Origin of the sequence: Candidatus Pelagibacter communis, from assembly GCF_001180185.1 — a bacterium.
GTDB lineage: Bacteria > Pseudomonadota > Alphaproteobacteria > Pelagibacterales > Pelagibacteraceae > Pelagibacter > Pelagibacter ubique_F.
Genome location: NZ_CVSS01000024.1, coordinates 1 through 14,885, shown reverse-complemented (window position 1 = coordinate 14,885; position 14,885 = coordinate 1). Strand labels below are relative to the sequence as shown.

The 14,885-nt window shown below is 28.2% G+C and carries 16 protein-coding genes; 10 read left to right on the top strand and 6 right to left on the bottom strand.

What is annotated here, in order from left to right; translation table 11 throughout:
* Positions 1-5: 5 nt before the first annotated feature.
* The 7 genes from secY to AMN95_RS01965 are packed head-to-tail and all read left to right on the top strand — an operon-like array spanning position 6 to position 5,152.
* Complete coding sequence (gene secY, locus AMN95_RS01995) at positions 6-1,286, top strand: preprotein translocase subunit SecY (protein ID WP_075522333.1); 1,281 nt, start codon at positions 6-8, stop codon at positions 1,284-1,286.
* A 5-nt stretch (positions 1,287-1,291) separates the two neighbouring features.
* On the top strand, positions 1,292-1,855 hold the full coding sequence (locus AMN95_RS01990) for an adenylate kinase (RefSeq protein ID WP_075522332.1): 564 nt from the start codon (positions 1,292-1,294) through the stop codon (positions 1,853-1,855).
* A gap of 55 nt (positions 1,856-1,910) precedes the next feature.
* Positions 1,911-2,294 carry a 30S ribosomal protein S13 gene (gene rpsM / locus AMN95_RS01985; RefSeq protein WP_075522331.1) on the top strand — a complete coding sequence of 128 codons (384 nt, stop codon included), beginning with the start codon at positions 1,911-1,913 and terminating at the stop codon, positions 2,292-2,294.
* A gap of 2 nt (positions 2,295-2,296) precedes the next feature.
* Positions 2,297-2,746, top strand: a complete 450-nt coding sequence (gene rpsK / locus AMN95_RS01980) for a 30S ribosomal protein S11 (protein WP_075522330.1) — start codon at positions 2,297-2,299, stop codon at positions 2,744-2,746.
* Complete coding sequence (locus AMN95_RS01975; RefSeq protein ID WP_075522329.1) at positions 2,746-3,774, top strand: DNA-directed RNA polymerase subunit alpha; 1,029 nt, start codon at positions 2,746-2,748, stop codon at positions 3,772-3,774. Before rpsK ends, AMN95_RS01975 begins: the two co-directional genes overlap by 1 nt.
* The gene (gene rplQ, locus AMN95_RS01970) at positions 3,774-4,217 is read left to right on the top strand and encodes a 50S ribosomal protein L17 (protein ID WP_075522328.1); all 444 of its coding nucleotides are present in this window, start codon (positions 3,774-3,776) and stop codon (positions 4,215-4,217) included. Before AMN95_RS01975 ends, rplQ begins: the two co-directional genes overlap by 1 nt.
* A 17-nt stretch (positions 4,218-4,234) precedes the next feature.
* Entirely contained in the window at positions 4,235-5,152 is a 918-nt protein-coding gene (locus tag AMN95_RS01965; RefSeq protein WP_075522327.1) for an RluA family pseudouridine synthase, read from the top strand.
* Here AMN95_RS01965 and lipB read toward each other — a convergent pair.
* Positions 5,130-5,750: a lipoyl(octanoyl) transferase LipB gene (lipB, locus tag AMN95_RS01960; RefSeq protein ID WP_075522326.1), complete on the bottom strand. Its 621-nt coding sequence runs from the start codon at positions 5,748-5,750 to the stop codon at positions 5,130-5,132. The genes AMN95_RS01965 and lipB overlap by 23 nt on opposite strands.
* A 60-nt stretch (positions 5,751-5,810) precedes the next feature.
* On the opposite strand from lipB, the gene mgtE reads away from it, so the two are divergent.
* Complete coding sequence (mgtE, locus tag AMN95_RS01955) at positions 5,811-7,184, top strand: magnesium transporter (RefSeq protein WP_075522325.1); 1,374 nt, start codon at positions 5,811-5,813, stop codon at positions 7,182-7,184.
* Positions 7,185-7,187: 3 nt separating this feature from the next.
* Here the strand turns inward: mgtE and panC are convergent, their stop codons facing one another.
* Positions 7,188-8,030, bottom strand: a complete 843-nt coding sequence (panC, locus tag AMN95_RS01950) for a pantoate--beta-alanine ligase (RefSeq protein ID WP_075522324.1) — start codon at positions 8,028-8,030, stop codon at positions 7,188-7,190.
* A gap of 4 nt (positions 8,031-8,034) precedes the next feature.
* Here panC and AMN95_RS01945 point away from each other — a divergent pair, with 4 nt between their 5' ends.
* Together AMN95_RS01945 and AMN95_RS01940 are read left to right on the top strand one after the other, a co-directional pair.
* Positions 8,035-8,850: a sugar phosphate nucleotidyltransferase gene (locus AMN95_RS01945; protein WP_075522323.1), complete on the top strand. Its 816-nt coding sequence runs from the start codon at positions 8,035-8,037 to the stop codon at positions 8,848-8,850.
* Positions 8,847-10,145, top strand: a complete 1,299-nt coding sequence (locus tag AMN95_RS01940) for a UDP-glucose dehydrogenase family protein (protein WP_075522322.1) — start codon at positions 8,847-8,849, stop codon at positions 10,143-10,145. Before AMN95_RS01945 ends, AMN95_RS01940 begins: the two co-directional genes overlap by 4 nt.
* Before the next feature lie 3 nt (positions 10,146-10,148).
* On the opposite strand, the gene AMN95_RS01935 is transcribed toward AMN95_RS01940, so the two are convergent.
* From AMN95_RS01935 to pyrC, 4 genes are all read right to left on the bottom strand, one after another.
* The gene (locus AMN95_RS01935; protein ID WP_075522321.1) at positions 10,149-10,610 is read right to left on the bottom strand and encodes a RidA family protein; all 462 of its coding nucleotides are present in this window, start codon (positions 10,608-10,610) and stop codon (positions 10,149-10,151) included.
* Positions 10,607-13,192 (bottom strand): type I DNA topoisomerase, encoded by a 2,586-nt coding sequence (gene topA / locus AMN95_RS01930; RefSeq protein WP_075522320.1) that lies wholly within the window; start codon positions 13,190-13,192, stop codon positions 10,607-10,609. Before topA ends, AMN95_RS01935 begins: the two co-directional genes overlap by 4 nt.
* A 36-nt stretch (positions 13,193-13,228) precedes the next feature.
* Positions 13,229-13,807 (bottom strand): glycerol-3-phosphate 1-O-acyltransferase PlsY, encoded by a 579-nt coding sequence (gene plsY, locus AMN95_RS01925; protein ID WP_075522319.1) that lies wholly within the window; start codon positions 13,805-13,807, stop codon positions 13,229-13,231.
* Position 13,808: 1 nt separating this feature from the next.
* A partial coding sequence (pyrC, locus tag AMN95_RS01920) for a dihydroorotase (RefSeq protein ID WP_075522318.1) occupies positions 13,809-14,885 on the bottom strand: 1,077 nt, incomplete at its 5' end.

Here is a 14,885-nt window from a genome sequence, read left to right as displayed (position 1 = left end):
GTAATATGAGTGCCTCTTCCACTTCAAATGATTTACGAAATAGAATATTATTTACTATAGGTATTTTAGCTGTCTATAGATTTGGAACATTCGTTCCTTTACCAGGAATAGACCCAGAACAGTTAAAAACTTTGATGGATAGTAATCAAAAAGGGTTATTAGGAATGTTTAATGTATTTGCAGGAGGAGCAGTTAGCAGAATGGCAATTTTTGCATTAGGTATAATGCCATATATATCTTCAGCCATTGTAGTTCAACTTTTAACAGGTGTTTCTGATTATTTTAAAAATCTAAAATCACAAGGTGAAACAGGTAGAGCTAAAATTACACAGATAACAAGATACGGTACAGTTTTATTAGCCACTGTTCAAGGATATGGCTTAGCAGTTGGATTAGAGTCATCTGCAAATCTAGTTATTAATCCTGGTATGTTTTTTAAAATTTCAACTGTAACAACAATAGTAGCAGGCACTATCTTTTTGATGTGGCTAGGAGAACAAATAACACAAAGAGGTATAGGAAATGGAATATCTTTGATAATTTTTGCAGGTATAGTTGCTGAAATACCTAGAGCTTTAGTTACAACTTTTGAACTTGGTAGAACTGGTGCTGTATCGACCTTGATGATTTTAGCTTTATTCATTTTATTAATACTAACTATATTATTTGTTGTTTTTATGGAACGAGCTTTAAGAAAAATTTTAATAAATTATCCGAAAAGACAAATGGGTAATAAAATGTATGGTGGTGAGTCATCTCATCTTCCTTTGAAAATTAATCAGGCAGGTGTCATACCTGCTATTTTTGCTTCTGCATTATTATTATTACCAGTAACTTTTTCTAACTTTAATTTCTCAGATAATGAAACATTTTTAAATTTAAGTTCTTTTTTTACTCAAGGACAGCCTCTTTATATGTTGTTATATGCCTCAGGAATAATATTTTTTACATTTTTTTATACTTCAATTACATTTAATCCCACTGAGACCGCAGACAATTTGAGAAAATATGGTGGTTTTATTCCTGGTATTCGACCTGGTGAAAGCACAGCTATTTATATAGATACGATTCTAACAAGGTTAACAACTATTGGAGCATTATATTTAACGTTAGTTTGTTTAATGCCAGAATTTTTAATAGCAAATTATCCAATTCCTTTTTATTTAGGTGGCGCATCAATTTTAATCGTGGTTGTAGTTGCAATAGATACGGTTACTCAAATTCAAACAAGACTGATGAGCGCTCAATATGAGCAATTAATTAAGAAAACAAAATTTGGAAGATAGTTTTAGTGAATATTATTCTATTTGGTCCTCCTGGTGCTGGTAAAGGTACACAGGCAAAAAATATAGTAAAAAAAATTAATGGTTTTCAGATATCTACAGGAGATATTTTAAGAGATGAAATAAAAAAAGATACTGAAATTGGAAAAAGAATTATTAATGATATGAATGATGGAAAATTTGTAAGTGATCACATTGTTAACGAATTGATCAAAAATTATATATTTGATCCATTAAAAAAAGGTAACATAATTTTTGACGGGTACCCTAGGACATTAAGTCAGGCTAAAAGTTTAGATTTATTATTAGATGAGTCAAATCAAAAAATAGATCTTATTTTTTTCCTAAATGTTAATAAAGATGTGATTATTGAAAGAATTAAAAAAAGAAAAATTTTAGAAAACAGATCAGATGATAATTTAGATACAATTCTTAAAAGATATGAAACATACATGGAAACAACCAAACCTGTCCTAGATTTCTATTCAAAAAACTCTAATTTTAAAGAAATAGACGGAAGCTTGGAAATTGATCAAATAACTAGTAAAATAGACACTTTTCTAAATGTATAAGACATTGACTTTGAAAGATCTTCTTATATAAAAGGCTCAAATTATCACGAAATTTATGGCTCGTATTGCAGGTATTAATATCCCACAGAATAAGCTTGTTCACATAGGCTTGACTTATATATATGGTATAGGAGATAAATTTTCACAACAAATTTGTTCATCTTTGGATATACCAAGAGAAAAAAGAGTAAATCAATTAACTGATGAAGAAATTTTGAAAATAAGAGAATATATTGATCAAAACTTTAAAGTTGAAGGTGATTTAAGAAGAGATTATTCACTTAGTATAAAAAGATTAATTGATCTAGCTTGTTATAGAGGCTCACGACATAGAAAAAAATTACCAGTAAGAGGACAAAGAACTAGATGTAATGCCAGAACAAGAAAAGGTAAAGCTATAGCAATTGCTGGTAAAAAATTAACACCTACAAAGAAATAATAATGGTTAAAACAGATAAAGCTGAAAATAAGGATCAAAAAATAGAAAAATCAAATAAAAAAGTTATTAAAAGTAGTTATTCAAAAAAGAAAAAAATAAAGAAAAATATTCTTAATGGAATAGCTTACGTTCAATCTACTTTTAATAATACAATAATTTCAATTGCAGATACAAACGGAAACGTAATTTCATGGGCTTCTGCTGGTCAAAAAGGATTTAAGGGTTCTAGAAAATCGACTCCTTATGCAGCTCAAATAGCGGCCGATGCTGCAGCCTCTAAAGCTTTAGATTTTGGAATGAAAACTTTATCTGTTGAGGTAAAAGGTCCAGGATCTGGTAGAGAAACAGCACTGCGAGCATTACAAGCAAGAGGATTTAAGATTTTATCAATAAAAGATACTACACCAATGCCCCATAATGGTACAAGGCCACCAAAAAAAAGGAGAGTTTAATGGAAACTGAAAATGTGAATGTAAAAAATTGGAAATCATTAATTAAACCAGCAAAACTTGACGTAAAAATTAGTGATGATCTTACTCATGCAAAAATTATAGCTGAACCATTAGAAAAAGGTTATGGTTTAACTTTAGGTAATTCTTTAAGAAGAATTTTACTATCTTCAATTAGAGGTGCAGCTGTAACGTCAATTCAAATTGATGGAGTTTTGCATGAATTTACATCAATTAAAGGTGTGAGAGAAGATGTTACTGATATTGTGCTTAATGTAAAATCTTTAGCATTAAAATGTTCTGCGGAAGGAACAAAGAAATTAGTATTAGACGCAAAAGGGCCTGGAGAAATTAAAGCTTCTGATATTACACCAGTGACAGATGTGGAAATATTAAATCCTGACTTAGTAATTTGTAATCTGGATGAAAATACTAATTTTCATATGGAAATGAATGTAAATACTGGCAAAGGTTATGTTCCAGCTGAATTAAATAAACCTGAGGAACCACCATTAGGTCTAATTGCGATAGACTCATTATACAGCCCAGTTAAAAAAGTTTCTTACTCTGTAAGTACTGCAAGAGAGGGAAAAGCTTTAGATTACGATAAATTAATAATGGAAGTTGAAACAAACGGCTCTATTTCAGCAGAGGATGCTGTTGCTTACTCTGCAAGAATTTTTCAAGATCAATTAAAGATGTTTATCAACTTTGATGAACCTGTTGAAACTCCAGTCAAAGAAGTTTCAACTGAACCAGAATTTAATAAAAATTTATTAAGAAAAGTTGATGAACTAGAATTATCTGTAAGATCAATGAATTGCCTAAAAAATGATAATATAATTTATATTGGTGATCTTGTTCAAAAATCTGAGGGAGAAATGTTAAGGACTCCAAATTTTGGAAGAAAATCCCTTAATGAGATTAAAGAGGTTTTAACAGGTATGTCTTTATACCTAGGAATGGAAATTCCAAATTGGCCTCCTGAAAATATAGCAGAAATGTCTAAAAAATTGGAGGAAGCTATCTAATGAGACATGGGTTTGCAAACAAAAAACTAAACAGAACTTCAGAGCATAGGAAAGCTTTATTAAAGAATATGCTTAATTCATTAGTAAAGTACGAACAAATAAAAACAACTTTACCTAAAGCAAAATTTTTAAAACCGCAAGCTGATAAACTTATAACATTAGGTAAAAAAAACACATTACATAATACAAAAATGTTAGTTTCACAATTACAAGATATAAAGTCAGCTAATAAAGTAAAAAAAACTTTGTCTAAAAGATATGAAAAAAGATCAGGTGGTTATACTAGAATAATAAAAGCTGGATTTAGATACGGTGATAACGCACCAATGGCTATAATTGAATTTGTAGATAGAGATGTTGCAGCAAAAAGAGTCGATAAAAAGAAAAAAGACGTTGCTAAAGAAGAAAATAAAAAAGAAGAGAAAAAAGCAGTTACAGCTTAAATTGTAAATTAATTGCAATGATTAAAAGTTATATCGTTGACTCAACGTATGATAAAATGCGTTTAGATAGATGGTTAAGAAATAAAATTGGCAATATACCTCAAAGTTTAATTGAAAAATCTTTAAGATCAGGAAAGATCAAAATCAACAAAAAAAAAGTAAAAAGTTCATTTAAAGTTAAAACAAATGACAAAATTGATATTTTTAATTTTAATTTTAAAGAAAAATTAGTTCAAGAAAAGAAAAAATTTAATCCATCAACTGAAATAATAAAGTCAAATGAGGATTTGATTATTGATAATAATGAAAATTTTATAGTTCTAAATAAAAGCGCAGGTATTTCAGTGCAAGGAGGCACAAAATCAAGAAAAAATTTAATTGATATATTTACTAAAAGTAAAATTTTTCAAGGCTCTAAACCTTTCTCAGTTCATAGATTGGATAAAGATACATCTGGAGTTTTCATAATGGCAAAAAACAGAGAAACAGCACAATTACTAACTTCTTTATTTAGATTAAGAAAAGTTCACAAAACTTATTTGGCGATATGTAATGGAGAATTAGAAAAAAATTCTGGTGAATGGATTGATGAGTTAATAAGATATGATAATGGTAAAAAAATTATTGAAAAAGCAAAAACAATTTTTAAAGTTTTAGATAAAAATTCTAATTCAAGTTTAGTGGAAATGAAACCTATCACAGGAAGAAAACATCAATTAAGAAAACAATTATTTAATATTGGACATTCTATTTATGGAGATAAAAAATATCGATCATCTTCATCAACAAAAGGTATAAATAAAGAACTAATGCTACATTCGTATCAAATAAGATTTATGATTGATAAAAAAAAATATACTTATAAAGCTCTACTACCTAATTATTTTAAAAATTTATTGAAGGTAAAAAGACTTAGTTTTGTAAATTCGAAATAAAATTTTTAATTAATACATTCTCTATATCTTTATAATTTTGATCATTAATATTTTTTAAGTTAATAACTCCCTTGTCTTTTATTCCACAAGGTATTATTGCATTATATTTTTCTAAATTATTATTTATATTTATCGAAAATCCATGATAAGCAATCCACTTGCTAACTCTTACACCTATTGCAGCAATTTTTTTTATCTTTGAATTATCATTATACCAGACTCCAATATTATCTTTATCTGGAAATGAATCTATTTGATAATATTTAAGGGTCTCAATAATTGTTTTTTCAATATTTGATATAAATTTTCTAATATCCTTTTTACCCTTTTTAAGATCGATTACAAAATAACAAATTAATTGTCCTGGCCCATGATAGGTAATTTTTCCTCCTCTATTAGTTTTTAAAATCTTAATAGATTTATCTAAAACTTCATTTTCTTTATAAGTTTTTCCAGCTGTATAGATTTCCTCATGCTCCAGCGTCCAGATTAAATCATTAGATTTATTTTGATCAATTTCCAGTAATCGTTTTTCCATGAATTTTAATGCATCTTCATATTTTACTGGTTTTTGTGACTTTTTAATTTCTATACTCATTTATAAATTGTATTCTTTTTATTATGTATTAAAAGATCCGACAGAATAATAGGTAAATTTATGACTTTAATTAAAAAAATAAAAGATAAAAAAGTCAATTTTGAATTCAATAAAGAATATATAAAAGTTGTTACAGATAAAATATCTGATAACGATGCCCAATTTATTACAAATTCTTTTAAAGAGATGCACCCAGCTGATGCTGCAGATATCATAGAACATTTAGGTCAAAATGATAGAGAAAATTTAATTAAACTAAATAATTTTAATGTAGACCCAGAAGTATTTGTTGAGCTGAATGAGTCAGTTCAAACAGAAATTATCCAATATTTATCATCAGACGCAATTGTAAGAATATTAAAAAATCTCGATTCTGATGATGCAATAGCAATTCTAGAGAATGTTGAGGAAAAAGATAAAAATTCAATTTTAAGTTTATTACCACCAAAAGATCGCTTTGCTCTTCTAGAAGGTCTTAGTTATCCTGAAGAAAGTGCTGCAAGAATTATGCAAAGGGAATTTACGGCTATTCCTAGCAATTGGTCAGTAGGTCAAACAATTGACTACTTAAGAGAAAATAAAGATTTACCAGAACAGTTTTTAGAAATTTATATTGTAGATGAAAATTTTAAACCTATTGGAGCTGTTCCTTCTTCAAAAGTTCTTAGAACCTCCAGAGAAACTAAAATGTCTTCAATAATGGATGACTCGATTTTCTTAATTCCTGTAGATATGGATAGAGAGGAGGTGGGAAATTCTTTTGAAAATTATAATTTGAATTCCGCCTGTGTTGTTGACAAAAATAATAAATTAGTAGGCATGATTACTTCTGATGATGTTCTTACCGTTTTAAAAGAGGAAGCTGAAGAAGATGGTTTAAGACTTGCAGGTGTTGGTGACGAAGAAATTACAGATGGCGTAATCACAAAAACAAAAAGAAGATTTAATTGGTTACTATTAAATTTATTTACAGCCTTCCTTGCAACTTATTGTATAAGTTTGTTTGGAGCTACAATTGAGCAAATGGTTGTTCTAGCTTTTTTGATGCCGATTGTTGCATCAATGGGTGGAAATGCTGGGATGCAAACTTTAGCTGTTACTGTTAGAACACTTGCAACAAATGATTTAACTAAAAATAATTTTAATCAAAATATACTTAAAGAATTTAACATCGGTATTTTAAATGGAATTATTTTTGCAATTATAAGTTCTTTAATAGTTCAAATTTGGTTTCAAGACTATCAACTTTCACTTATAATTTCTATCTCAATGATTTTAACAATGGTAGTTGCCGGATTATTTGGCATAGTAGTACCTGTTACATTAAAAAAGATGAATATTGATCCTGCGATTGCATCAAGTGTTTTCGTAACCACAATTACTGATGTAATTGGTTTTGTATCTTTTTTAGGAGTAGGTGCTTATTTTTTATAGGTTTTAAAAATTATCAATTAATCTAATATTCTTTAAATAATACCCTAAAAATATTTTAGAATGATTAATTCTATTACTTAATTTTAAATTTTTTTTATTTCTTAATTCGAGATATTCTATATTAACACCGTATAATTTTTCTAATTCATTTTTTTTTGTAAAGATTAATTTTTTTGTGATCTTTCTTTTAAAAAATTTTTTTTTAAAAGAAATTAAAGCTTTAGCTATTTTTCCTGCTTTAATTTGATCACCTTTTTTTAAAAGTAAATTTCTTGAGGATAAAGCTAACTTGTTTTTATCTCTAATTGTTTTGCATAGAATTACTTTTGATTTAAAGTTATTTTCAATATATTTTTTAACCAAAATTAATTGTTGGAAATCTTTTTCTCCCATAAATATTTTTTCTGGTTTTACTATGTTTGTTAAACGACACATTACATCAATAACTCCTTCAAAATGGCCCTTTCTATATTTAGCACAAAGTATTTTGTCTTTTTTTGATAGGTGAATTTTAATTTTGTTTTTTGATCTATAAACTTCATTTTTTATAGGTGTATAGACAAAATTTACTTTTAATTTTTTTAGAATCTTTAAATCTTTTTTTAAATTTCTTGGGTATTTTTTATAATCAGTTTTATTGTTAAATTGTGTGGGATTAATAAATATACTTACAACAGTTTTATTACAGTAATTAAGTGATTTTTTTATTAGGGAAATATGTCCCTTGTGAAGGCTTCCCATAGTAGGTACAAAACCTACATTAGAGAAACCTGATAATGCCTCATTTAAATCACTATTTCTTAATAAAACTTTCATTTGTATATAGTATTTTAATAAGTAAAACATTTAAATGATTAAACAAGCAATTATTCCTTTAGCAGGGTTGGGCACTCGACTTTTACCACTAACCAGTGTTTTTGCTAAAGAACTTCTTCCAATAAATGGCAAACCCGGAATAGAATATATTTTAGATGAATGTATTGAGGCTGGTATTAAAGAAGTTGTATTTATTATTTCAAAAAAAAAACAAATGATTAAAAATTATTTTTACAACGATAGTTTTTATAAAAAAATTATAAAGAAAAAAAAAGATCCTAGAATAATTAAAGAGTATAAAAAAATTTTAAGATATAAAAAAATGATTAAATTTGTATACCAAAATAAACCTCTTGGCACAGGTGATGCTGTTTTAAAAACAAAAAAATTTATAAGAGATAAGTTTTTTTTAATGTTATTACCAGATGATTTGATAATCAAAAAAAACTGCTCTAAATCTATGATTAATATTCACAAACGTTATAAATCTTCTGTTATGGCTAGTATGAATGTGAATAAAAAAACTGTTTCAAGGTGGGGAATTTTTAAATTAAGCAAGATGTTAGATAAAAAGAATTATTTAATTAAAGATGTGATTGAAAAACCGTCTATTGCTAGCGCCCCATCAAATAAAGCAGTTATTGGTAGATATATTTTGCCTAAGAAAATATTTTCTAAATTATCTAAACAAAAACCTGGTAAAGGTGGTGAAATTCACATTACCGACGCTATTCAATCATTGATTCAAGAAAACAATAAGTTTGTGGCTCACACTTTTTCTGGAAGATATTTAGATTGTGGGAGTATGAACGGTTACATTAAATCAACTTTGGAAATAGCTAAATCATGAAATTATGTATGATAGGTACTGGTTATGTAGGTTTAGTAAGCGGAGTATGTTTTGCTGATTTAGGAAACGAAGTAATTTGTGTTGATAATAACATAAATAAAATAGATTTACTAAAAAAAGGTAAAATACCAATATATGAACCAGGTCTTTCAGAATTAGTAATTAAAAATTATAAGAATAAAAGATTAACTTTTTCTACTAATTTAAAAAAATCAGTTAAAGAGTCAGATATTATTTTTATTTGTGTTGGGACACCAACTAAAAAAGGTGGAGGTTCTGCAGATTTGAGTCAGATTTATAATGTTTCTAAGGAAATATCTTCTTCAATTAATAAATTTAAAATTATTATAACAAAATCTACTGTACCAGTAACCACAGGTGATGAAATTGAAAAAATTCTATCTAAAAGAAATAATAAAAAAAATTTTTCAGTTGTCTCTAACCCTGAGTTTTTGAGAGAAGGAGAAGCAATAAGAGATTTTATATATCCTGATAGAGTAGTAATTGGTACAAATGATAAGAGATCAGGAAGAATTTTAAAAAATCTCTATAGTCCACTTATTTCAAAGGGAGCTTCTTTTTTACAAACATCTAGAAGAGCAGCAGAATTGATAAAATATGCCTCTAACGCTTTTTTGGCAACTAAGATAACTTTTATAAATGAAATAGCTAATTTATGTGAAAAAACCGGCATTAATGTTGAAGATATATCTATTGGCATGGGACTTGATAAAAGAATAGGTAGTCGATTTCTAAGAGCAGGGCCTGCTTATGGTGGATCTTGTTTTCCAAAAGATACTAAAGCTATTATTTCAACTGCTGATAAGTTTAAAACCAATCTATCAGTAATTAAGTCTGTAATTAAATCGAACGAAAATAGATCTAAAATTTTACTCGATAGAGTAAATCAAATTTTAAATAAAAAAATAAGAAATAAAAAAATAACTTTTTTAGGAGTTACATTTAAAGCAAACACTGATGATATGAGAGACTCATCAAGTCTTAAAATGATACCTTACTTGTCAAAAAAAGGGGCAATAATTAAGTATTTTGATCCAACTGGATATAAGAACGAATTTTCAAAATTAAAAAATGTTATTTGTAAGTCATCAATTAAAGAAGCTATACAGGGGTCAGATCTCGTTATCATTCATACTGAATGGAATGATTTTAAGTCAATTAATTTTAAAAATTTAGTAAAAAGTAAAAAATTTATTATTTACGATATGAGAAATATATATTCTTCAACAAAAATTAAAGATCAAGGATTTAAATATTTTAGTGTTGGTCAATAAAATCTAATTTAACTCGAAAATTGCATCTACCTCTACTGAAACCCCTAACGGTAAACTATTAGTACTTACAGCAGCTCTAGTATGCATACCAGAGTCTCCAAACACTGCAGCTATTAAGTCTGAAGCGCCATTAATTATTTTTGGTTGGTCAGTAAATTCATCTGTAGAATTTACAAAACCAGTCAATTTTAAACACGATCTAACTTTTGATAAATCATTGTCACATGCTTTTTTAACTTGAGCAATAATGCTTAATGCACATCTCTTAGCGGCATTGTAACCTGCCTCGGTATCCAATTCTTTTCCAACTTTTCCTTTAATCAGTTGACCATTTTCATCAATAGAAATTTGTCCAGATACGAATAACATTTTTCCAACAACCTTTGTTGCAACATAATTTCCTACTGGTGATTTAGCTTCTGGAAGTATTATCTTAAGTTCTTTAATTTTATCATCATAACTCATTTTGATTTCCTTTTTTTTGATTTCTTAGTTTTATCGTATTCTTTTCTTTTCTCAATCAATATTAAAGCTTCTTCCATTGTTAATTCGGTTGGATCTTTTTCTTCAGGGATAGTTGCATTAAGTGATTTATATTTAATATAAGGCCCGAATTGACCTTTCATAACTCTTACTGGCTTTTTATCTTCAGGATGTTCCCCTAAATCTTTTATAATTGATGAAGACATTCGACCAGGTTTAGCTTCTGCTATTAGTGTAATTGCTCTATTTAAACCTATAGAAAATATGTCTTCCACATTTTCTATTCTTGCAGATTTATTTTCACATTTTAAATAAGGACCAAATCTGCCTGTGTTTAATGTAATTTCTTTTTGATTATCTGGATTTACACCTAAAGATTTTGGTAATGAACATAAAAATTGAGCCTTTTCTAAATCAATATTTTCTAAATCTAAGCCTTTTGGAATCGAAACATTTTTTAAAAGTTCATTTACATCTGATTTAGATTTTTTAGTTTTTTTCTTTTTCTTTGCTGCTTTTTCGAGTTCAATTTCTGTAAGGATTTTTTCATACTGTAGATAGGGGCCAAATCTTCCATTTTTTAAATAAATATCATTTCCGTTTTCATGCTTTCCTATTAATTTTGGCTCAGCTAACTGTGCTTGAGCTGCAGCTTTTGCTTTAGATAATGGTCGTGTGAACTTACATTCAGGGTAGTTTGAGCATCCGATAAAAGCACCACCTCTGAAGCTGTTTTTTAAACTTAATGTCCCTGAACTGCATAATTGACACTGTCTAACAACATTTCCCTCATTATCTTTATCAAAAATTAATTCACCTAAGCTATCATTTAGTAAATCTAAGACTTCTCTAGTCCTTTTTTCTTTTACCTCTGAAACATTATTATTAAAGTCTTTCCAAAAAAGCTCTAACACTTTAATCCAACTTTCTTTTCCAGTAGTTATTTCATCAAGTTGATCCTCTAGTCCTGCTGTAAAATTATAATCCACATATTTTGAAAATAATTTTTCTAAAAAGGCCGAAATTAATTTGCCTCTATCTGTAGGAAAAAATCTTTTATTTAGAATTTCTGCATATCCTCTATTAGCAATAGTAGAAATGATGCTTGCATAAGTAGATGGTCTTCCAATACCTAATTCCTCTAGTTTTTTAACTAAACTAGCCTCAGAATATCTAGGTGGTGGCTGAGTGTAGTGTTGTTCGTCTAATAAAGCTTCAATATTAATTGGCCCTTTGGAAACAGCTGGTAAAATATTCTCATCTTCATCTTTATTTTGATTATTATAAATTTTCAAAAATCCATCAAATTTGAGAACTGATCCGCTTGCTTTACAAATAGTGTCATTATTATCTGAAGTAATTGTAATTGTGTTTCTATCAAACTTAGCAGACTCCATTTGAGAAGATAAAGCTCTACTCCAAATAAGATCATATAGTTTATTTTGGTCTGTACTCAAATATTTCTTAACACTTTCGGGTGTTCTAATTATATCTGTAGGTCTAATTGCTTCATGAGCTTCCTGAGCATTCTTAGCTTTTTTACCAGAATAATTCAAAGCATCTTTAGGCAAGTATTCGTTACCAATTTCTTTTTGGATATAATCTCTAAAAGCAGACACTGCATCTTTAGATAAATTAGTTCCATCTGTTCTCATATAAGTAATCAAGCCAATTGTTTCACCCTCTATCTCTATACCTTGATAAAGCTTTTGTGCTATTTGCATTGTTCTAGATGCACCAAAACCCAATCTACTTGATGCGGTTTGTTGAAGTGTAGATGTAGTAAATGGTCCAGATGGATTTCGATTAACAACTTTGCTTGAAATCTCTGTAATACTAAATTTTTTTTTATTTATACTCTCTATTGATTTATTTATTTCATCTTTATTTCTGAATGAAAATTTTTCAATTTTATTATTGTCTAACAGACTAATACTCGCGATAATTTTTTGATTATCTTGGTCTATAAAGTTTATACTTAAAGTCCAAAATTCTTCAGGTCTAAAAGACTCAATCTCATGTTCTCGCTCAGTTATTAATTTTAAAGCAACAGATTGAACTCTTCCTGCAGATTTTGAGCCTGGTAGTTTTGTCCAAAGTATTGGTGAAATATTAAAACCAACCAAGTAATCTAAAGCTCTTCTAGCCATATAAGCATCAACTAGATGAGGTTCAATTTGCCTTGGATTTTCAATTCCCTGAATGACAGCTTTTTTGGTTATCTCATTGAATACAACTCTTTCAATTTCTTTATCTTTTAAAAGTTTTTTTTCATTTAAATATTCCTTCACGTGCCAAGCGATTGCTTCACCTTCACGATCAGGGTCAGTAGCTAATATAATTTTAGATGAGTCTTTTGCTGCATCAGTAATTTCTTTAAGATACTTTTTTGAAAAACTGTCAACTTCCCACTCCATTTTAAAATCTTGGTCTGGATCAACCGAACCATTTTTAGAGGGCAAATCTCTTATATGACCATAACTTGCTAAAACTTTATAATCATCACCTAAGTATTTGTTAATAGTTTTAGCTTTTGCAGGACTTTCTACAATGACCAAATTCATAAACTACAAACTACCCAAAACACTTAGATAGTCAAATTAATAAATTTTTGTCTTAGTTTCCTCTTTATTTTTCAATTTTTTAATATTTTCTCTATGGGTAAAAATTATCAAGATAAACATAATGGTAAAAAAAATTACATGATCAAATTGAGTTAAAATTAATAAATATATCGGTAAAGAAGCTGATCCAATTATTGATGATAGAGAGGAAAATTTTGAAATAGAAAATGTAACAAGCCAAGATATAATAAAAATGACTCCAAAATAAAAATTAATAGCAAATAAAATTCCAAGATAAGTAGCAACACCTTTTCCGCCTTTAAACTTAAGCCAAATTGGAAATACGTGTCCCAAGAATGCACATAATGATGCAATATATATATAATCTTGATAAAAAATTTTTACATAAATGACTGGGGCTACAGCTTTTAGAATATCTAAAACTAATGTTGAATAACCTATAATCTTATTTCCAGTTCTTAATGTATTCGTTGCCCCAATGTTACCTGAGCCAATTTCTCTTATATCCTTTTTTAAAAATATTTTTGTTAATATAAACCCAAATGGTATAGCGCCCATAAGGTAAGAAATTATACCTATTATAAAAATGTCCATTCTATAACTTAAATAATTCTTTTCCTTTTACAAAGGTATTTGTAACTTTTCCTTGAAGTTTTTTATCTTCTATTGAGGTATTTTTTGATTTTGAGATTAATTTTTCTTTTTTTACAATCCATGGTTTATCAATATCAACTATACATAGATCAGCATCATTTCCTATTGATAGGTTACCTTTGTTTATTTTTAATATTTTAGCTGGATTAGATGTCAGAGCTTTAACAATAGTATCAAGCTTGAGGGATTCATTGTGATATAATTCTAAACTTAGAGATAATAGTGTCTCAATACCTGAAGCACCAGTGGCAGCTTGTGCAAAAGTTAATCTTTTTGATTCTTCATCTTCAGGTTTATGATCTGAAACAATTACTTCAATCACACCATCCTTCAATCCTTGAATTAAAGCCAATCTATCTTCCTCTCTTCTTAAAGGAGGAGATAGTTTTAAGAAAGTTCTAAAATCTCCAATATCATTTTCATTTAATGATAAATTGTTAATTGAAACTCCTGAGGTAAATTTTACAATTTCTTTTCTATATTTAATAACCTCGACTGATTTTTGTGATGATAATTGAGATATATGATATCTACATTTGACTTTTTCTAATAGTGTTAGATCTCTCTCAATTAAAATTCTTTCTGCGATTTCAGGTATACCAGATAACCCTAGTTTAGAGGCGATAATCCCTGAATTTATCATACCATTTTTTGCTAGCTCGTAATCCTCAGCATGCTGCATTATCAAACATCCTAAATCTTTTGCAGAGTTCATTATCCTAGACATTAACCTAGGATTTTGAATTGTTTTTATTCCATCAGTGAAAGCAATTATTCCTTTTGCTTGTAAAAGACCAAACTCTGTCATGTTTGTACCTTCTATATTTTTTGTAAGAGAAGCAGATGGAAAAATATTTATTTTTGATTTATCTCTTCCTCTTCTTTTTAAAAAGTCGACTATAGATACATTGTCGATGATTGGATCAGTATTTGGCATCGTAACTACTGATGTAACTCCACCAGATAATGCCGCATTACTTAAGGTTCTAAAGTTTTCTTTGTATTCATATCCTGGTTC